Raw genomic sequence first — 19,097 nt, 5'->3', positions numbered from 1 at the left:
ATTTTTATTTTATTTTTTCTGAATTTTCCCAATTATCATTTTTTATATTCTATGCTAATTATTATAATCTATACTATTTTTTTAAATTATTTTGTTTTACATAGTCAATAATTATTCTATTACTTTATTGACATTTTTACTACTATTTTATTAATTTTATGTTAGTTTCACTTTATATGTTATTTTCCTATATGACATTTTAACTATAATATTTTAAATGTAATTAAGTTATGTATTATATTTTATAAATGCTTTATTTTATATTTTTTAAAGTTCACTATAGGTTTTCTTGCCAGAAGTTTTTAGGCATAACATTCTCTGTAATTGGCAATATAGTATATCCTCTCTCTTTTAAAATTCTTATCATATTATTTAAAGCATTTACACTTTGTTCTTTTTCATGAATTAATACTACTAATTCATCTCTTTTTCTTCCATAATATAAAATATTACTAACTATTTGACTTGTGGACGATTTCCAGTCTTGTGTATCTAAATTCCAATCCCAAATTAGGTAATTATTTGCCATAAGCTTATCGTATGAACCTTCTGGCATATATGGCTTACTTCCATATGGTAGTCTTATTAACTTTGAGCTTTGACCAGTTATATCCTGTAGCGTTTTATTACATGTGTCAAATTCTCCAACTGTTACTTCTGGACTCTTATACAACTTATGTATATCATGACTTACACTATGAAATCCTATCGAATTTTGTTCTTCTAAGACTCTCTTCACCTCTTCTTTGTGGTTTTTCATATTTTGATTAAGCATGAAAAATGTCGCTTTGACATCATTTTCTTTTAAAATATCGAGCAACGCATTTGTATATTTTGATGGTCCATCATCTATTGTTATGTATGCAACTTTTTCAGATGTAGCTCCTGGTCCTTTCCTCTCTTCTTGAGATGTTTTATATATAATTTCTCCTAAAGTGTTATTTTGAGAAAGTAATTCTAATGTAGTTTTATCTTTTGTATTGAGATTTTCAACTGGAACATTGTTAATTTTTTCTTCTAATAATGTCCCAGTTAAAATTAAAACAGCTACAAGAAATACACGTATAATTACATGAAAAACAGTTTTATTATCTTTAATTTTCATCCCCCATATCTCCCTTTTTATAAAAACATAAACTCAAACTAAAAAAATTATTTTTTATATTTATTGTCCTTCTTATTACTTTTTATGTCTCTGCTAAATATTTTCTTTACTTGTTCTTCTTCTTTTTCTCCCAATGATTCTACTCTCTTTATTCCCATAGAAGTTAAAAATTGTAGAACATTTAAATTATCAAATGGTGTTTCCATATTTGTACTTTCACTGTATTCATCAACATTCTTAGTACCTTCTTCTACACTTAAAATACGCTTAGGACCTCCCACACAACCTCCTACGCAGCCCATTCCTTCTATGAAAGTAGCCTCTATCTCTTTATTTAAAACTTTCTTCAGACCATCCATACATTCTTTTGTTCCTTCAAATGCTTTTTCTTTAAACTTTATGTTTTTATCAATTCTTCTAACTGATAATTTGACTGCTTTACTTACACCCCCTGTTCTAGCATAAACTCTACCTGAAAGAGATGCTTCTACTCTATTACTTTCATCCATTACTGCTGGATTTAGTTCTAATGCATCAAATATTTCCTGTAATTCTTTAAACGTAAGTACAAAATCAACTGCATCCTTTATATCTTCCAACATTGCTTCTTTCTTCTTTGCCATACAAGGGCCTATAAATACAACTTTAGCCTCTGGATTTAAAATCTTTACAGCTCTACCACAAGCAATCATAGGTGACACAGATGGTGATACCTTATCTAATATTTGAGGAAAACTATTTTGTATTAAGCTAACCCAAATAGGGCAACAGCAACTAGTTATAAAGCATCCTTCTTCGTCCTTTTTCATATGCTCATAATAGTCATATGCTTCTTTTGCAGTAAGCATATCTGCTGCTAAAGCAACTTCTATCATATCTTCAAATCCTATCTTTTTTAATGCAGTTCTTAACTTACCAGGACTTACATCTTTTCCAAATTGACCTACAAAAGCTGGTGCGACTATTGCATATACGGGACTCTTTATATCTTTTAATAGCTTTATCATTGGTATGAATTCAATCTTATCTGATATCGCACCTAATTTACATCTTGACACACAATCACCACAGGCACTACATGTATCTTCCTCATTACAATTAATATGCTTATTTCTTATATTGCATGACTCATCTTCTTTATTATTTTCATCACAATATTTACAAGCATCTGATATTATAGATATTATTGGTCTTTTTACTTCATCCAAATTTACAGCTTCGTGCAATGCATCTTTTAGGTTTTTATCTGTATCTCCTGTTACATCCAATCCCATAGTTACCCTGATTAAATTCACCATAGTATCTTTGTCAAATTGATTATCAAAATGACTATCTAAATTTTCGTTTAACTCTTCACTTAAAATTTTTTCAGGCAAGTTTTCAATATCTTCTGTATCCTCATTCCATACTGCCTTTACAAGTTCTCCAAAAAGCTTCATTTTGTATCTTTCTAATATTTTAGAATTATCATTTATAGTATTCATAAAAAATAGTACCTCCGTAAATTAAACTTATATATGTTTAATATTTACAAAGATACTATTTTTTATTTATTATTTATTGACTATTATTGATATGACTTATTTAATTTTTTCAATAATTCTATTTCAAGCATTATTTTCATTAAATGATAGTTAAACACTGGACTTTTTTCTTCATCTACATTCCAATCCAGTTCATCCACACCATATGTTTTCTTAAGGTATTTATATGTATGCTCTTTTAAATAGAGTTTATTTTCTAGTAACTCTATAGATTGCATGTGAAAGTGGATTTCTCTACATATCCTTAAGGCATTTTCTATTTTTTCTATATTGGTTTCACTTAAACTATAGTCTAGCTCGTCGATAAGTTTTGAATATATTTCTTCCAATTTTTCTACTTCTTCTTCAAATTTTTCTACATCTAGATTTTCTTTTCTAAGTATTTTTTCTTCAATAAGCAACATTGAAAGTTCTTCTATTTTTTTAAACTCATCTATAACACTATTTAGGTAGTTTGGTCTAGCAACATAATAATTAACGAGTACACCAAATAAAACTCCTACAGATGTATCTAATACCCTGTGTAAAGAATAGTATACGGGGTCATTGTTTCCTACACCTAGATGTATGGCTAGAAAAGTGACACAGGCAACAACTACTGACTTTATTTTAAACAGATTACATAGATATATTGAACACATTACACCAAGACCACATAAAAATGGGTCTCCTGCTTTGGTGATAGCAAATAAAAATCCTATTATACCACCCAAAATAGTACCTTCTACTCTATTGATTCCTGTCTTTAAAGAACCTTTCACTGTGTCCTGAACAGAAATTATACATGCTACTAGAGAATAAAACATATTCTCAACTAAATAATTACCAAGAAGCATACATAAAGTTACACTAATTCCTGTCTTTATAGTCCTCATACCCATCTTTTGAAGTTTCAAATTTCCACCTCCTAAAAGCACCTTATATAAAATACGCATCCTCATATTTAATATGTTCCTAGTATATCACAATTTTTTAAATTTACCCATTAATCGCATTTTTTTAACAATTGCTTTTTAATTTAGACAATAAAAAAACTGCTATAAAGCAGTTTTTTATCCTATCTCTACCATTTTACCTTCAATTGCAAAGATTATTTTTTCACATACATTTGTTATATGGTCTCCAATTCGTTCAAGGTATCTTCCTATAAGTAAAAGTTTTACACCTTGATCTATTGTATTTGAATTTTCATGCATTATTTTTAAACAATCAATTTGTACTTGCTCATATAAATCATCTACAATGTCATCTTTACTTCCAACATTATAAGCTATACTTGCATCAAATGATATTAAAGCCTCTCTAGTTTGAGACATCATATTCTTACATTCCTTTGCCATTTTAGGTATATCTATCAACTCTTTTATATAAGCTTCTCCACCTATTTTCAACATTTCTCTAGCTATATTTGCTGCATAATCTCCAATTCGTTCTAATTCTATTGATATGTTTCCCAAAGAATAAATAAATCTTAAGTCTCTCGCCATTGGCTGTTTTAGCACTATTAATTCTATACTTTTATCTCTTATTTCTTCTCTCAATTTATTTATTTCTTCATCATCATCCACTACTTTTCTTGCACCTTCTAAATCTTTTTCTATCATACAAGTTACAGACTTTTCTATTGCCTCTTCACATTTTTCCATCATAAGTACTGTCTGCTCTTTTAAAGTATCAATACTTATATCTAAACTATTATTGACCATTGTCTAACTCCTTTATAGTTATATATTTTAACCGAATCTACCTGTTATATAGTCTTCTGTTCTTTTATCCACAGGAGTAGTAAACATAGTTTTTGTATCACTAAATTCTATAACCTCTCCATTTAGGAAAAAAGCTGTTTCATCTGATATACGAGCAGCTTGTTGCATATTATGTGTAACTATGACTATTGTATAGTCCTTTTTCAAATCTTCTATAAGTTCTTCTACTTTTAATGTTGAAATTGGGTCTAAAGCAGATGTAGGTTCATCCATAAGTATAACTTCTGGTCTCATAGCAATTGCTCTCGCTATACATATACGTTGTTGTTGTCCTCCAGATAATCCTAATGCAGATGATTTAAGCCTATCTTTAACTTCCTCCCAAATAGCTGCTCCCTTCAAACTTTCTTCTACTATCTTGTCTAGTTGCTTTTTATCTCTTAACCCATGCGTACGAGGTCCATATGCAACATTATCATATATACTCATAGGAAATGGATTGGGTTTTTGAAATACCATTCCTACTTTTGTACGAAGGTTTATAACATCATCTGAAGTATAGATATCTTCTCCATCAACGGAAATAGTCCCTGTAATTGTTACATTTTCTATTAGGTCATTCATTCTATTTAATGTTCTTATAAAAGTAGATTTTCCACATCCAGATGGACCTATTAAGGCAGTAACTTTATTTTCTTTTATATCCATATTTATTTTATTTAGAGCTTGTTTGTCACCATAAAATAAATCCAAATCTTTTACACTCATTTTTATTTTATTGATTAATTCCATCATTCACACCTCTTAAATTTAATAATTAGCCTTATTTAACTTCTTAGCAACAAATCTTGCTAACATATTTAATACTAATACAATTACTATTAAAACAATACCTATACTAGCTGCTGTTGCTATGTCTCCACTCTCTTTAGTTAGTAAGTATGAGTGTACAGTTAGTGTTCTTGCACTATCAAATATTCCTCCTGGCATCTTAGCTACAGTACCTGCTGTAAGTAGTATAGCAGCTGATTCTCCAATTATACGACCAACTGACAATATTACTCCTGACAAAATTCCTGGTACTGCACTTGGAAGTACTACTTTATATAAAGTTTGAAATTTAGTAGCTCCTAATGCTAGAGATGATTCCCTATATGATTGAGGAACTGTCTTTAAAGCTTCTTCTGTTGTACGAATTATTACTGGTAATATTATTATTGCAACTGTAAGTGACCCTGCAACTATTGAATATCCCATTTTTAAGGTAACTACAAAGAAAATTCCTCCAAATAATCCATAAACTATAGATGGTATTCCTGACAAACTTTCAGTGGCAAACCTTATAGCTGTAACTGCTTTTCCTTTTTTAGCATATTCTTGTAAATATATAGCTGCTAAGATTCCTATTGGTGTTGCTACAATTATAGAAACCAATACAGTATATAATGTTGTAATTATCATTGGGAATATACCACCATCACCTGATGCTGAATAATTACTAAATAAGAAGTTAAAATTCATATTTCCGATTCCCTTTATAAATATAAATCCTACTATAACTACTAGTGATACTATTGTAAATAATGCTGATAGATATACTAATAATTTCAATATATTCTCTCTGAACTTTCTCATCTTAATTTACCGCCTTATTTGAAAGTTTATTTAAAACTAAGTTTAAAATTAATATAAATGTAAACAATACTACTCCAGTTGCAAATAACATTTCTTGATGTGTCCCAAATGCATATCCCATTTCAAGTGCTATATTAGTTGTAAGTGGTCTTACACTATCTGTTATAGAAGTTGGCATAACTGGTGAATTTCCTGCAACAAGTATTACTGCCATTGTCTCTCCTAAAGCTCTTCCTACGCCTAGTACTACTGCTGCTAATACTCCAGACTTTGCAGCTGGTAATACAACTTTAAATATTGTTTCTATTTTTGATGCACCAAGTGCTAATGAACCCTCTTTATATGCTTTTGGTACTGCTCTTATAGCTGTTTCTGATACAGATATTATTGTTGGAAGCATCATTACTGCTAATACTATTATTATTGCTAATAAACTCTGTCCTTTTGGAAGATTAAATATACTTTGTATCATTGGAACTATTACTGCAAGGCCAAACACCCCATATAGTACTGAAGGTATACCTGCCAGAAGTTCAACTGCTGGTGACATTATTTTTGCTAATCTTTTAGGTGCTACTTCTGCTATAAATATAGATGTTAATATTCCAATTGGTACTCCTATTATAAGTGCACCAATTGTAGCAACTATTGATGCTGCTATCATAGATGATATTCCAAACTTATTAGCTGAAGGAACCCAATCCGCACCTGTTAAAAAATCTATAAATGAGTATCCCTCAAATATAAAAGGTCTTAACCCTTTATAAAATACAAATCCTATTATCAAAAGTAAACTTGCGACTGCTACTAAAGCACTTAATAGAAATATATTTTTTGCTACTTTTTCGACTATATATTTAGTCTTATTTCCATTATTGTCATTTTTTTCTAAACCTACTAACCTAGATTTTACTATCATAATATCCTCCCATTAAAATATACCTATTTATTTTCGTTCTGTATTTAAAATTTAAATTTTTATAAGTTCGTCATTATTAAATTTTCTATATTTTTATTCTACTTTTTTTAAGTTAAATCTATATTAGGTTTAAGTTAAACAAGTGTAAAATTATATTCACTTTTTTAACATTAATTTTACTTTTTGGACTATATTTGACATTTACTTTACAATTTAACTATATTTGGCAACAATAAAATAGCAGATATAAGTAATAATACGTACTACACGTAATTTATTATTTATATCTGCTATTAAAATTTGTTAACTAGATTTAACCTTTTATAATCTATATATTTATTATTCCTTATTAAAGTAATACCCTGCTCCTCTTATTGTTATGATTTTTTGAGGATTTTTGTAATCTTTCTCTATTTTCTTTCTCAGTCCGTTCACTGCAACTACTACACTATAATTATCCTCTAGATAATCATTTAACCATACATGTTCATATATCTCTTTGGTAGTTAATGTCTTTTCTGGATTCTCTATAAAATAGTTCAACAACTTATTTTCTGTTGGAGTTAATTTTATTATTTTATCTTCTAATTTTATTACTCCACTTGTTCTATTGTATTCTTCTAATCTTGTATTGCTTTCATTGTTATTTATATATGAATTTACTCTTCTTAAAATTGCTTTTACCTTTGCATATAGTATTTCCAAATTTAAAGGTTTGATTAAATAATCATCACCACCAGAATTTAAAGCATTTAAAATACTTTGGTCTTCATTTATATAAGTCATATAAACAATCGGACACGTAGTTACATTTCTAATCTTTTTACATAAAGTCCATCCATCACCATCAGTTAAGATTATTTCTAAAAATATCAAATCGTATTTATTGCTAAATATTTTTCCAATAGCTTCTTCACAGTTATACGCCAAATCTACATTTATTCCTTTTTGCTCCAAGAAATTTTTTAATTCCTGGCAATTATTCTTGTCTCCATCTATTATTAATATCTTAGTTTGCATTATAATCACTCCTAAATATCATTATTCTTTTATATTAAATAACTATTTATTATAAAAAACATAAACTTAATTTTATTGTAAAAACAGTTCCTTTTCCCAACTCTGAATCTACAAAAATCTCTCCATCATGCTCTCTTATAATGGATTTAACAATATATAATCCTAACCCTTGACCTTTTGAAGTACTATTGTCCCTTTCTGTAAAGAATCGGTCAAATATCTTTGGTATATTTTCTGCTGGTATACCTTTACCATTATCAGAAATTTTAATAATTGCAAATCCATCTTCTTTATTCACTGACAAAATTATTTTCCCATCAAATGAAGTAAAGCTCAAAGCATTATAAATTAAATTTTCAAATGCTCTAGCCAATCTTTCTTTATTTACTTTTGCATATATTTTTTTATCTAATATATAAACTTCAAAATTTACACCACATGCTTGTGTATCTGGTAAATTATTTTCATATACCTCTTTAATAAAATCATTCAGACATATTTTTTCACTAAGACCAATTTTTTTATCTTGTAATGTAAATTCTTGTAAACTACGTACTCTATTTTGAACTTCATTTGATTTTTGGTTTATTGCATAAAGATAGGTTCTTGTCTCCTCATCTACATGAATATTCCCCACCTTTATTAAATCTATAAATGCCTGTATAGCTGAAACAGGTGCCTTTAAATCATGTGCTACATCTGCCAAGAATTTTTTACGTTCATTTAATAGTGTTGTAAGTTCATTAGTTCTTACTTCAACTTCATGCTCAAGATTTTGTGTGAGTTTTTCATTTTCTTTTATTATTATTCTATTTCTATTTATCATCATAATAGAAAATAAAATAACTATTAAAAAACCACAGTATTCTGTTTGCCATCCTGTAAATATAGGTTCAAACCTATTACTAGTCACTACATCAAATAATATACTGACACCAAACACTATGTTTGCTGAAACTAAAATATAGGAGCTTAATTGCTCAAAGTATGTTTTTTTATAAATTGAAACTATTGAAGACATCAATATATAAATAAATACAACATATTTATATATGTCTATTAATTTTCCATAGATATTAACAAAGTATATATCATATGGAAGAAGAATAACTGGTATCACAATGGATATGATACACATAGTAATTCCTAATGGTAAAATTAAAAATCTATATACTTTATTTCTTTCAATTTTGGATATATTTCCATTTATACAAATAATACATAAAACTGCTATAAAGTATGATGAATCTTCAACTGCATATGTAAAGTTCACTAAAGGAAGCCCCATTAAATGTATAAAAGGATATGACACGTGTATAGCAAAAAAAATACACATACATCCAAAGTATAAATATAGCTTGCTTTGTTTTGAAAGTACCCAAACAGCTAGAGAAAATATAGCTATTGCAATAGTTGTAAAACAAATAACACTATAAAAAACTAATCTATAAAATATCATATTACTTACATCTTTTGTTTTTCCTAATGCAGGTGGATAATACAAACCGCTATAATAATGTGAGAAATTGGACACATTGATTATAATTTCTGTATCTTTCTTTGCAACAAAACTTACTACTGTGTTTTTAATTTTAGGTCTATATCTTTCTGTACCTATATCTCCTAACTTAGAGACTATTTCACCATTTATCCAAACTTCACTTGAACAAAAGATTTCTGGAAGTTCTAGGCTTAGTACTTTGTCTTTACCTTCATTTTTTATCCTCATGCGATAAGTTGCATTTCCATATGGCGATTGTTTTTCTTTTCTCATGGAAAAATCTGGATATTGTCCTATGAAAATGTATTCTGGTTTTATATGTTTCTCTCTAAAATCTTTTGGCTTAAATATCTTATGGTTATAAAATTCCCAATCATCTATTAGAAAAACAAGTTTATTTTTAGAAAAAGTATCCTCATCTATAATTAAAATTCCATTACTTGCTCTAATAGACTTATATGTATATTTATTATCATATTTATAAAGAAAATTTAATCCTATTATTGCCAACAGAGAGACTATCAATACAATGAGAGTTCCTTTTAGTACATTAGACTTTTTCATTGCATTAACCACATCTCTTTCTTTTGTAGTAATATTAAATGATAAAATAAGAACTATTTATTGCTTAGATTATCTTGCTTATGGTACAAACTTATATCCTTTACCCCACACGGTTTGAATATATTGATGCTCTCTGCTTAAAGAATTAATTTTTTTCCTCATCTGTGCAATATGAACTTGTACAGTATGTTGATCTCCAACATCAGGCATTTTCCAAACTTGATTATATATCTCTATTTTTGAAAATACTTGTTCTTTATTTTCAGCTAAAAATAATAGTATTTCAAACTCCATGGTGGTTAAGTCAATACCCTTTTCATCAAAGGTTACTTTTCTTGAATTTACATTTATTACTAGGGATGAAAACTTTAACACATTAGGAACTGATGTAATGTTTTTATATTGCCTCATCCGAGCATAGATTCTAAGTTCAAGTTCTTTTAAGCTATATGGCTTTGTTATATAATCATCTCCTCCAGATAAAAAACCTTGCACTCTTTCCTCTTCATGTTCGTAATTAGATAAAAATATTATAGGTATGTTAACCTTTTCTTTTATAGCATTACATATTTTATATCCATCTGAATCTGGTAGTGCAATATCTAGTATTATACAGTCTAAAACTATACTTTCTACTATCTTCATTGCACGTTTAGCAGTCTCTGCTGTGTATACGTTAAAACCTATGTTAGAAAAATAAATTTGATTTATGTTTAAAATATCAACATCATCATCTACAACTAATAAGTTATACATTACACCACTCCATTCAAAAATATTTTAATCATAATCTAAAGTTATAAGTATTACAAATTATAATGTTTTACCTCTTATCTAACTAATATTATTATTTTATAATATCTTTACAAACTAGACTATAAAACTTAAGTATTTTTGAATAATTCTTGAACATTGTCTTAAATATTAAGCATTCATTATTAAATACTAATCAAAGTCTCCGATTGTTGGAAAAATGGAACTTAAAATCATTATATCTCATATATATACGATATTTATAGAAACTTGTCCATTAGCCAGTTTGAGTATTGATTTATACGATTTATATGGTTATAATATAAAATAAATTGTATTATTTTGGTAAGTACATTGTTATAAAAAAATTATATTATGTATTTTAATTGATTATAAAATTATTATATCTTCGTTATAATTGCATTATATTTTTTAAAAAATTTCCCTTTTCCAACAAAGGGCTACTTTGGCTAAATATAGCCATTTATATATATAAGTAAAGTTATTAAAGCTTATAATTTTCAAATTTCATATCAACTATGTTAAATTTAAAACAAAAAAAAGGCTATGTAATATAAAATTATATTCATAGCCGGTTGCACCACTAACTCCATATACCTCTAGATGCCCAATAATAAGATATACTTCTCAGTTTCTAAAATATTTTCATTAAACTTGTTTAAATTGTTCTGATAAATTTCATTTCTATTCTAACATTGTAATATTATCTTGTCAATATTTACATATTTTTTAAATATAATGTACTAACTATATATATTTTTTATTTAAAAATGTTTATATTTCTATCATCAATAATAGACAATACCCTGCAAGTTATAGTAGCATTTTTATAAGCTGACTTTGCAGGGTATCATATATTTTTTTATGTTAAGTTTTTATCTTAATAATTAGCTTTATCTTATTGATTAACTTTAATGAATCCTTTTTCTGAAACAAGTGCTTGTCCTTCATCACTCAATATATAGTCTATCAAAGCCTTACCTTTTTCTGATAATTTATCTTCTTTATTAACTAATATAAATGGTCTTGATATTGGATATTTATTAGCTATTACATTGGCATCAGTTGCATCAACATCATTTACTTTTAAACTATTTACTTTCTCATCAACATATCCAAATGATATATATCCTATAGCATTTTTATTTCCTTCAACTGTAGTTTTTATATTTCCTGAACCATCACTTATTTGTGCATCTTTAGTCAATTCTTCTGACTTGAATCCTACAATTTCTTGGAATCCATCTCTAGTTCCTGAACCTTCTTCTCTTGATACTATTACTATTGGTTCATCATTTCCGTTAACTTCTTTCCAGTTAGTTATCTTTCCTGTGTATATACCTTTTATTTGGTCCATTGTAAGATTTTTTACTGGGTTGTCTTTATTAGTTATTAATGCTATACCATCTATTGCTATCTTAGTTTCCTTTAATCCAGCACTTTTTTCTTCATCTTTTAAATCTCTTGAACTCATACCTATTTCAGACGTTCCTTCTATTGCATTTTTTATACCTCCAGAAGAACCAATTTGTTGTACTTCTACACTAACACCTTGATTTTTTTCCTGAAACTTCTCTCCAATAGTTTCCATAAGAGGCCCTATTGAAGTTGAACCTGAAACAGAAACTTTATTTGAATCTCCTGAACCTCCAGAGTCAGAACCACATCCTACTGCTAAGACTCCAACCAACATTGTACTAGCTAAAAGAACTCCTATTTTCTTTTTGAACATTTTACTTACCCCCGCTTATATTTTAATTTTTTTGTTTTCATATTTGCTATATTTTAATAATACATATTTTTTGTTAAGTGAATATTAGAGCGAGGTTAAGTAAATGTAAATATTGTTAAATACATGTAAAAATCTAATTTTATATAGTATATTTAAAATTAGATTAATTTTTTTAAGTGTTTTCCAATCAACACTAGTATAATACATCATATAATATTCTTATAATTTTTTATCTAAGCTATTAATTTATCATATTTTATAATTCTTTTTCTAATTTATTAACCAAACTAGCAAACACATTTAAAGCTTCTTCTATAGATTGTTTTTTCGTCATATCTACACCAGCAGATTTCAATTGTTCTAAAGGATACTCTGACCCTCCACTTTTTAAGAAGTTTATATATCTATCTACAGCTTTACTACCTTCTGAAAGTATCTGTTGACTTAATGCACTTGCAGCAGAAAATCCTGTAGCATACTTATACACATAGAAATTTGAATAAAAATGTGGAATTCTTGCCCACTCTATCCCTATTTGCTCATCTACTATTGCAGATTTTCCATAATACTTCTCATTTAATTTATAGTATATATCAGTAAATTCATCAGCAGTAAGTGGCTCTCCACTTTCTACTCTTTCATGTACAATTTTTTCAAATTCAGCAAACATAGTTTGTCTATAAACAGTAGTCCTAAATTGCTCTAAATAATAATTTAATAGATATATAGTTTCATCTTTAGACTTAGAATTTTCTAATAAATAATTTATAAGAAGTAATTCATTTAATGTAGATGCAACTTCTGCAACAAATATTTTATAATCTGAATATAAAAATGGCTGACTTGTTCTCGAATAATGGCTATGGACAGAATGACCTAATTCATGAATTAATGTAAATAGAGAGTTAAGGTCATTTTTATAACTCATTAATATATAAGGATGTGAATCATAGCTTCCCCAAGAGTAAGCTCCTCCTTTTTTACCTTCATTATCATATACATCAATCCAACCTTCTTCAAATGCATTTTTTATAACTTTTAAGTATTCTTCTCCTAAAGGCTTAAGTGCCTTTAATATAATGCTCTGTGCTTTTTCATAAGGTATATCCATATCAAATTTATCAGTTAGAGGAACATATAAGTCATACATGTGTATTTCATTTAATCCCAAGAACTTCTTTTTAAGTTCAACATACTTATTCAAAGTAGGAATACTTTCATCTATTGCTGATATAAGATTATTATAAACCTCTAAGCTTACATCATCTGAAAATAGCGATGCTTCTATTGCTGAATTATATTTTCTAGTTTTTGCATAAAATATCTCTGACTTTATTCCACCATAAAGTGTTGAAGCAAATGTGTTTTTATATTTTCCATAAGTAGAAAATTCTCCTTCAAAAGCTTCTTTTCTAACTCTTCCATTTTTACTTTTTATAAATAGAGAATAGTTTGAATGAGAAAGTTTAACCTTATTACCTTTTTCATCCTCTATCTCAGGAAATTCCATATCTGCATATGCTAACATATCATATACATTTTCTGGAACTGTTGATAATTCAGATGTAGCTGCAAGTATCTCTTCTTCTTTTTCACTCAAAGTATGAGGCTTATCTCTCAATATATCTTTTATATATTTTGTATAAAATGATAACTTCTCATCCTTCAAATATTCATTTAATCTGTCTTCTTCTATGGACAGTATTTCTGGAACTATATAAGAAGTAGCCACTCCTAAATCAGTTGATAACATTTCTGTCTTAGTGGCTCTTCCTTGATTATCATTGATTCTAGTATCTTCATGTTGTTTCATATGAGTATATACATATAGATTTTGGATGATTCTAGATGCATTTTCAGAGATACTTAATACTTTGTATAAATTTTCCTTACTCTCAGAAAATTTACCTTTGTATTCTTTTACTTCTTGAATAAGATTTTTTACTTTACTTATGTCTTTTTCAATATCTTCTTTAGTAGAGTACATCTTATCTATTTTCCATTTGTATTTTTCTTCTATCGTACTTCTATCAGTTCCCATATTATACACCTCTATTTTAATTCATTTTTATATTTTATTTACTTTACAAAATATATTGTATATATTTTAGTCCAAATAATCTACATTTATTACTCCTTCTATCATATTTATTTCTTTCATAATATCATGTAAGTGTATTCTCTTATCATAAGATATAAAAAAGTTTACTTTCCAATATTCTTCACTACGACATTCTATTTCCATATTCCTTACAATAAGTTGATTTTTTTCAAATTTATCATATAAAAAAGGTATTGAATCTAAATTATTTATTTTTAATATCAATACATTTTTTTCTTGACTAAATAGAAACGTATTTAGTATCCTAAGCACAAATAATGCTATCATTACAAACAACCATCCTAAAATTGCTAGCTCATAATAACCATAACCAACCGCTATACCAATACATGCAGTTGCCCACATCCCAGCGGCTGTAGTAAGCCCCTTCACTCCACCTTTGTTCTTTAGAATTGCTCCTGCACCTAAAAAACCAATTCCAGACAACACTTGAGCAGGCATTCTTGCTGGGTCAGCATTTGTATATAAACTATAGTCAGACAATAACTGGATTGAAGTTATTGAAGTAATACAAGAACCTATTGCTATTAATATATGTGTTCTAAATCCTGCAAATTGCCTTATCTTTTCTCTCTCTAGTCCTATTATTCCTCCTATAACTAATGCTAATAATAATCTTATTGCTATCTCCTTAGTTCCTATATCGCCCATAATATAAAACCTCCTGACCCAATTATAATTTATATCATATAAATAACTTCTACATCATATCATACAGATAATTTCTATATCAGAAATAACATCTTATACCTTAATATTATTATTAGTATATGATAAATAGTAATATCTGTTAATTTTTAATACAAAAAAACCCACAACTGTGGGCTATTTGCTTAAGTACATGTATTTATTTATTAATATATCTATTTTCTTACTTGATTCTACGAGCTCTTCTTGAAATATTTCTGGATATTCTATGTATGTATTTATCTCTTCCCTAACTGCTTCAATTTCATTTTTTAACGCTTCTAATTCATTGTTCGCCATAATAATCACCACTATTACAAATTTGTATATTTTTATATACATTTTATCAAACAATATTATATTTTGTCAATATTATGTCAATAAAACTTACTATAAAAATGCTTTAATTTGGGCACCGTATACCTAGATACTAATCCTACAAACATACCCGTTACTAATGATGCCATTAACATAAATGGCAAGTATCCTATAGCAAGTATATTTTCTATTATTAAACTTGCAACTATTAATTGACCTATATTATGCCCTATTGCCCCTAAAATACTTATTCCTATCATTGATAATCCCTTTATTTTACTTGCTAAATACATAAATAAAAGGCTCAAATAAGCTCCTCCTATGCTAAATAAAAGATAAGATAGAGGACCTGCAAATATTGATGACAAAATTACCCTGATAGTAACAATTATAACAGTATCTCTGACACCTAACAACATTAATGAAATTAAAGTTATAATATTACTCAAACCCAATTTTGCTCCTGGAAATATAATTATAAGAGGGTTTGGTATATATGCCTCTAGTACATATAAGGCTAAACTGTATCCTATCATAAGACCTAAAAATGTCATTTTTCTAGTTTTCATTAAGTTAATTCCTCCAAATTTTATATATCATATTACATTATAATACAAAATATATAAAAACACCTAATTTAGACTAAAATATTCTATAATATATTTAAAGTAAATATCATCAATTTGAACTTGTAATTCCCCCTATAATCCTTGACTTTTTGTATCATACTTGTTACAATTTTAATGATAATGAATTTCATTAGGAGGTGTTAATAATGACTGTTTACGATTTGAAAATAGGAGAAAAAGGACTTATTAATAATATAGATGGAGATATTAAATTATCTAAAAGATTACTTGCACTTGGATGTATAAATAGTACTGAAATAGAAGTTAAAAAAGTTGCTCCATTTGGAGACCCAATTATAATTAGATTTAGAGGATTTGACTTAGCTATTAGAAAATCTGATGCTAAAAATATTTCTTTACAATAATAGAGGAGGAGCTACCTGTGATTAATGTAGCATTATTAGGAAACCCAAATGTTGGTAAGACTACTGTTTTTAACTTGCTTACAGGCTCAAATCAGTATGTTGGTAACTGGCCTGGTGTTACTATTGAGAAAAAAGAAGGATTTATTGGGAAAGAAATAAAGGTTGTAGATTTACCTGGTATATATGCAATGGATACTTTCTCAAATGAAGAAAAGGTTTCTAAGTCATATTTAGAAAATGAAGATGTTGATGTAATAGTGAATGTAGTAGATGCTTCTAACTTATCAAGAAATCTCTACTTAACAACTCAACTTATGCAATTTAATAAACCTATCGTTATACTGCTTAACATGTTAGATATTGCAGAATCTAAGGGTGTTAATATAGATGATAAAAAATTAAGTGAAGAACTTGGAGTAATTGTTGTTCCAATCATCGCAAAAAAGAAAGATGGCGTAGAAAAAATAGAATCAGAAATTAAAGATGCTACTAAAAAATCATTTAAATATCGAACAGACTTTGGAAGCGAAACAGAAACGTATAAGAAGTTAGAATCTATCTTATCAAGATGTACAAAGACTACATATACACACAAAAAATCTATCAGTGATAAAATAGACAATATAGTTTTAAATCCTATATTAGCCTATCCAATATTTATTGGTGTATTGTTTCTTTTATTTAAGTTCACCTTTGATTGGGTTGGAGGCCCACTTCAAGAGGGCTTTGCAGGCCTTATAGAAGCTTATATCTCTACACCCGTTAGTGATATGTTAGCTAACTCTAGCCCATGGTTTAAATCACTTATTGTTGATGGAATAATTGGAGGTGTTGGTGGTACTTTACCATTCTTCCCTTTAATATTTACATTATTCTTTGGTATATCTCTATTTGAAGATAGTGGATATATGTCAAGAACAGCATTTTTGATGGATAAAGTTATGAGAAAGGTTGGTCTATCTGGTAAAGCTTTTATACCCATAGTTATGGGTATGGGATGTTCTTCTCCTGCTATAATGGCAACTAGAACACTAGAAAGTGAAAAAGACAGAAGAGTTACAGCTCTTATTGCACCACTTATGACTTGTGGAGCAAAGCTACCTATATATGCATTATTTGTAGCTATATTTTTCCCACACCATGCTGCTTTAGTAACTACATCATTATACTTGGTCGGTATCATTATGGCAATTGTGGTTGCACTAGTTTTAAATAAAACAGCTTTTAAGACAGAGGCTGAACCATTTATATTAGAGTTACCAGAATATAGAATACCTACTATAGACGCACTTATTAAAAATACTTGGAATAAATCAAAAGGGTTTTTAATAAGAGTAGTTACTGTAATGTTTGCAATGTCAGTTGTTATTTGGGGACTTTCTTCATTTAATGTATTTGGATTTACAGAAGATATAAATGTAAGCTTTTTAGCTACTATAGGTCATATTATATCTCCTATATTTAAACCTCTTGGTTTTGATGACTGGAGAACTTCAGTTGCTATCTTAAGTGGTCTTGGAGCAAAAGAAATCGTGGTAAACTCTTTGAATATACTATATGGTAATTTGACTGTTGTATTACCAACAATATTTAATGGTGTTACTGCATATACATTCTTAATATTTACAGCTCTATATACTCCATGTATAGCTGCTCTTGCAACTATGAAAAAAGAATATGGAAATAAAATGATGTTTACATCATTTGCATATCAGTTTATATTAGCATGGATAATGGCTTTTATAGTTAAAAGTATTGGCGGAGTATTATTTATGGGAAATTCAATAATGGAAGCTTTAATCGGCGGAATAATCATAGTTCTTGCATTTTTAATTTTGTTTAATAAATTTAAATCTACCAAAAATGGAAATAGCTGTAGTGGATGTTCTGGTTGTTCTGGATGTCCAAGTACTAATTCTTGCTCAGGTGAGGAAAACAGTAATAAAAAAAGTAGTACACACTAATATGTAAATATTTTAATTTAAAAATAAATTTAAAGAGCTATCTTTCAAAAATAGTTCTTACAAAAATCTTATTATAACAATATAGAAGCTATCACACAAACAAATGTAAATTGTTGTGTAATAGCTTCTTTTTTACTTATTTAGTCTCTTATTTACTTATTTAGTCTCTTATTACCTAACTTCATGTTCAACTCCCTATGTTTCTACAAATCAATCTTCTTTTGTTTTTACCTCATATGTTTCTTCACCATCATATAATTCTTTGAATAATTTTGCAGTTTTTTTACCTGCTTTTGCATAAGCTTTTCCAACTTCAACACCAGTTTCATGGTATGCTTTCCCAATTTTTTTAGAAGAAGATACTATATTTTCTATTTCTTTTTTTATACTATTCATATAAAATTCCACCTTTCCAAAAACTTGATTTTTATTTTAGATAGAGTATACTATTATATAATATTATACACAATGTATAAATTATAAATATTTTGTATAGTTCTATACAAATTAAA

18 protein-coding genes and 1 riboswitch are annotated in these 19,097 nt (G+C 27.9%); of the genes, 2 read left to right on the top strand and 16 right to left on the bottom strand.

The genetic code is table 11. From position 1 onward, the window contains the following. Nucleotides 1-277: 277 nt before the first annotated feature. The 15 genes from IC174_RS00655 to IC174_RS00585 all read right to left on the bottom strand — a co-directional run bounded on the left by IC174_RS00655 (nt 278) and on the right by IC174_RS00585 (nt 16,196). Nucleotides 278-1,105 (bottom strand): polysaccharide deacetylase family protein, encoded by an 828-nt coding sequence (locus tag IC174_RS00655; RefSeq protein ID WP_227433694.1) that lies wholly within the window; start codon nt 1,103-1,105, stop codon nt 278-280. A 47-nt stretch (nt 1,106-1,152) separates the two neighbouring features. Then, nucleotides 1,153-2,589: a [Fe-Fe] hydrogenase large subunit C-terminal domain-containing protein gene (locus IC174_RS00650; protein ID WP_227433693.1), complete on the bottom strand. Its 1,437-nt coding sequence runs from the start codon at nt 2,587-2,589 to the stop codon at nt 1,153-1,155. A gap of 83 nt (nt 2,590-2,672) precedes the next feature. Then, entirely contained in the window at nt 2,673-3,545 is an 873-nt protein-coding gene (locus IC174_RS00645; RefSeq protein WP_227433692.1) for an FUSC family protein, read from the bottom strand. Nucleotides 3,546-3,701: 156 nt separating this feature from the next. Further along, complete coding sequence (phoU, locus tag IC174_RS00640) at nt 3,702-4,355, bottom strand: phosphate signaling complex protein PhoU (protein WP_227433691.1); 654 nt, start codon at nt 4,353-4,355, stop codon at nt 3,702-3,704. Between the two features lie 27 nt (nt 4,356-4,382). Continuing rightward, a complete protein-coding gene (gene pstB, locus IC174_RS00635; protein WP_227433690.1) occupies nt 4,383-5,147 on the bottom strand; it encodes a phosphate ABC transporter ATP-binding protein PstB in 765 nt (254 codons plus the stop codon). Nucleotides 5,148-5,165: 18 nt separating this feature from the next. Then, nucleotides 5,166-5,990: a phosphate ABC transporter permease PstA gene (gene pstA, locus IC174_RS00630; protein WP_227433689.1), complete on the bottom strand. Its 825-nt coding sequence runs from the start codon at nt 5,988-5,990 to the stop codon at nt 5,166-5,168. Between the two features lies 1 nt (nt 5,991). Further along, the gene (pstC, locus tag IC174_RS00625; RefSeq protein ID WP_227433688.1) at nt 5,992-6,909 is read right to left on the bottom strand and encodes a phosphate ABC transporter permease subunit PstC; all 918 of its coding nucleotides are present in this window, start codon (nt 6,907-6,909) and stop codon (nt 5,992-5,994) included. 339 nt (nt 6,910-7,248) lie between these two features. Further along, complete coding sequence (locus IC174_RS00620) at nt 7,249-7,929, bottom strand: response regulator transcription factor (protein WP_227433687.1); 681 nt, start codon at nt 7,927-7,929, stop codon at nt 7,249-7,251. Nucleotides 7,930-7,978: 49 nt separating this feature from the next. Next, the gene (locus IC174_RS00615; RefSeq protein WP_227481863.1) at nt 7,979-9,994 is read right to left on the bottom strand and encodes a sensor histidine kinase; all 2,016 of its coding nucleotides are present in this window, start codon (nt 9,992-9,994) and stop codon (nt 7,979-7,981) included. A gap of 78 nt (nt 9,995-10,072) precedes the next feature. Beyond that, nucleotides 10,073-10,750 carry a response regulator transcription factor gene (locus tag IC174_RS00610; RefSeq protein WP_227433685.1) on the bottom strand — a complete coding sequence of 226 codons (678 nt, stop codon included), beginning with the start codon at nt 10,748-10,750 and terminating at the stop codon, nt 10,073-10,075. A 578-nt stretch (nt 10,751-11,328) separates the two neighbouring features. Then, a riboswitch (cyclic di-GMP riboswitch) is annotated at nt 11,329-11,412 on the bottom strand. A gap of 254 nt (nt 11,413-11,666) precedes the next feature. Continuing rightward, complete coding sequence (locus IC174_RS00605; RefSeq protein ID WP_227433684.1) at nt 11,667-12,500, bottom strand: phosphate ABC transporter substrate-binding protein; 834 nt, start codon at nt 12,498-12,500, stop codon at nt 11,667-11,669. A gap of 256 nt (nt 12,501-12,756) precedes the next feature. After that, nucleotides 12,757-14,541, bottom strand: a complete 1,785-nt coding sequence (gene pepF, locus IC174_RS00600) for an oligoendopeptidase F (RefSeq protein ID WP_227481862.1) — start codon at nt 14,539-14,541, stop codon at nt 12,757-12,759. A gap of 66 nt (nt 14,542-14,607) precedes the next feature. Further along, complete coding sequence (locus tag IC174_RS00595) at nt 14,608-15,273, bottom strand: MgtC/SapB family protein (RefSeq protein WP_227433682.1); 666 nt, start codon at nt 15,271-15,273, stop codon at nt 14,608-14,610. Between the two features lie 174 nt (nt 15,274-15,447). Beyond that, nucleotides 15,448-15,609 carry an aspartyl-phosphate phosphatase Spo0E family protein gene (locus IC174_RS00590; RefSeq protein WP_009891746.1) on the bottom strand — a complete coding sequence of 54 codons (162 nt, stop codon included), beginning with the start codon at nt 15,607-15,609 and terminating at the stop codon, nt 15,448-15,450. A 77-nt stretch (nt 15,610-15,686) separates the two neighbouring features. Beyond that, nucleotides 15,687-16,196 carry a Gx transporter family protein gene (locus IC174_RS00585; protein ID WP_227481861.1) on the bottom strand — a complete coding sequence of 170 codons (510 nt, stop codon included), beginning with the start codon at nt 16,194-16,196 and terminating at the stop codon, nt 15,687-15,689. A gap of 206 nt (nt 16,197-16,402) precedes the next feature. On the opposite strand from IC174_RS00585, the gene IC174_RS00580 reads away from it, so the two are divergent. Both IC174_RS00580 and feoB read left to right on the top strand, forming a co-directional pair. Beyond that, nucleotides 16,403-16,621: a FeoA family protein gene (locus IC174_RS00580; RefSeq protein WP_227433680.1), complete on the top strand. Its 219-nt coding sequence runs from the start codon at nt 16,403-16,405 to the stop codon at nt 16,619-16,621. Between the two features lie 17 nt (nt 16,622-16,638). Further along, nucleotides 16,639-18,585, top strand: coding sequence for a ferrous iron transport protein B (gene feoB / locus IC174_RS00575; RefSeq protein WP_227481860.1), 1,947 nt, complete (start codon nt 16,639-16,641; stop codon nt 18,583-18,585). A gap of 210 nt (nt 18,586-18,795) precedes the next feature. Here feoB and IC174_RS00570 read toward each other — a convergent pair whose 3' ends face one another. Then, entirely contained in the window at nt 18,796-18,981 is a 186-nt protein-coding gene (locus IC174_RS00570) for a hypothetical protein (protein ID WP_227433678.1), read from the bottom strand. Nucleotides 18,982-19,097: the final 116 nt, after the last annotated feature.

Origin of the sequence: Clostridioides sp. ES-S-0001-03, from assembly GCF_020676075.1 — a bacterium.
GTDB lineage: Bacteria > Bacillota > Clostridia > Peptostreptococcales > Peptostreptococcaceae > Clostridioides.
Note: the sequence above shows the minus strand (reverse complement) of the source record. Positions and strands in the feature narration are given on the sequence as shown.

Excerpts from the sequence above, each read along its gene's own strand:
- IC174_RS00580 (WP_227433680.1), top strand. The coding sequence starts at position 16,403 with ATGACTGTTTACGATTTGAAAATAGGAGAAAAAGGACTTATTAATAAT.
- IC174_RS00585 (WP_227481861.1), bottom strand. The coding sequence starts at position 16,196 with ATGAAAACTAGAAAAATGACATTTTTAGGTCTTATGATAGGATACAGT.
- pstC (WP_227433688.1), bottom strand. The coding sequence starts at position 6,909 with ATGATAGTAAAATCTAGGTTAGTAGGTTTAGAAAAAAATGACAATAAT.
- IC174_RS00650 (WP_227433693.1), bottom strand. The coding sequence starts at position 2,589 with ATGAATACTATAAATGATAATTCTAAAATATTAGAAAGATACAAAATG.
- IC174_RS00570 (WP_227433678.1), bottom strand. The coding sequence starts at position 18,981 with ATGAATAGTATAAAAAAAGAAATAGAAAATATAGTATCTTCTTCTAAA.
- IC174_RS00620 (WP_227433687.1), bottom strand. The coding sequence starts at position 7,929 with ATGCAAACTAAGATATTAATAATAGATGGAGACAAGAATAATTGCCAG.
- pstB (WP_227433690.1), bottom strand. The coding sequence starts at position 5,147 with ATGGAATTAATCAATAAAATAAAAATGAGTGTAAAAGATTTGGATTTA.
- pepF (WP_227481862.1), bottom strand. The coding sequence starts at position 14,541 with ATGGGAACTGATAGAAGTACGATAGAAGAAAAATACAAATGGAAAATA.
- IC174_RS00615 (WP_227481863.1), bottom strand. The coding sequence starts at position 9,994 with ATGAAAAAGTCTAATGTACTAAAAGGAACTCTCATTGTATTGATAGTC.
- pstA (WP_227433689.1), bottom strand. The coding sequence starts at position 5,990 with ATGAGAAAGTTCAGAGAGAATATATTGAAATTATTAGTATATCTATCA.
- IC174_RS00605 (WP_227433684.1), bottom strand. The coding sequence starts at position 12,500 with ATGTTCAAAAAGAAAATAGGAGTTCTTTTAGCTAGTACAATGTTGGTT.
- IC174_RS00595 (WP_227433682.1), bottom strand. The coding sequence starts at position 15,273 with ATGGGCGATATAGGAACTAAGGAGATAGCAATAAGATTATTATTAGCA.
- phoU (WP_227433691.1), bottom strand. The coding sequence starts at position 4,355 with ATGGTCAATAATAGTTTAGATATAAGTATTGATACTTTAAAAGAGCAG.
- IC174_RS00655 (WP_227433694.1), bottom strand. The coding sequence starts at position 1,105 with ATGAAAATTAAAGATAATAAAACTGTTTTTCATGTAATTATACGTGTA.
- IC174_RS00610 (WP_227433685.1), bottom strand. The coding sequence starts at position 10,750 with ATGTATAACTTATTAGTTGTAGATGATGATGTTGATATTTTAAACATA.
- IC174_RS00590 (WP_009891746.1), bottom strand. The coding sequence starts at position 15,609 with ATGGCGAACAATGAATTAGAAGCGTTAAAAAATGAAATTGAAGCAGTT.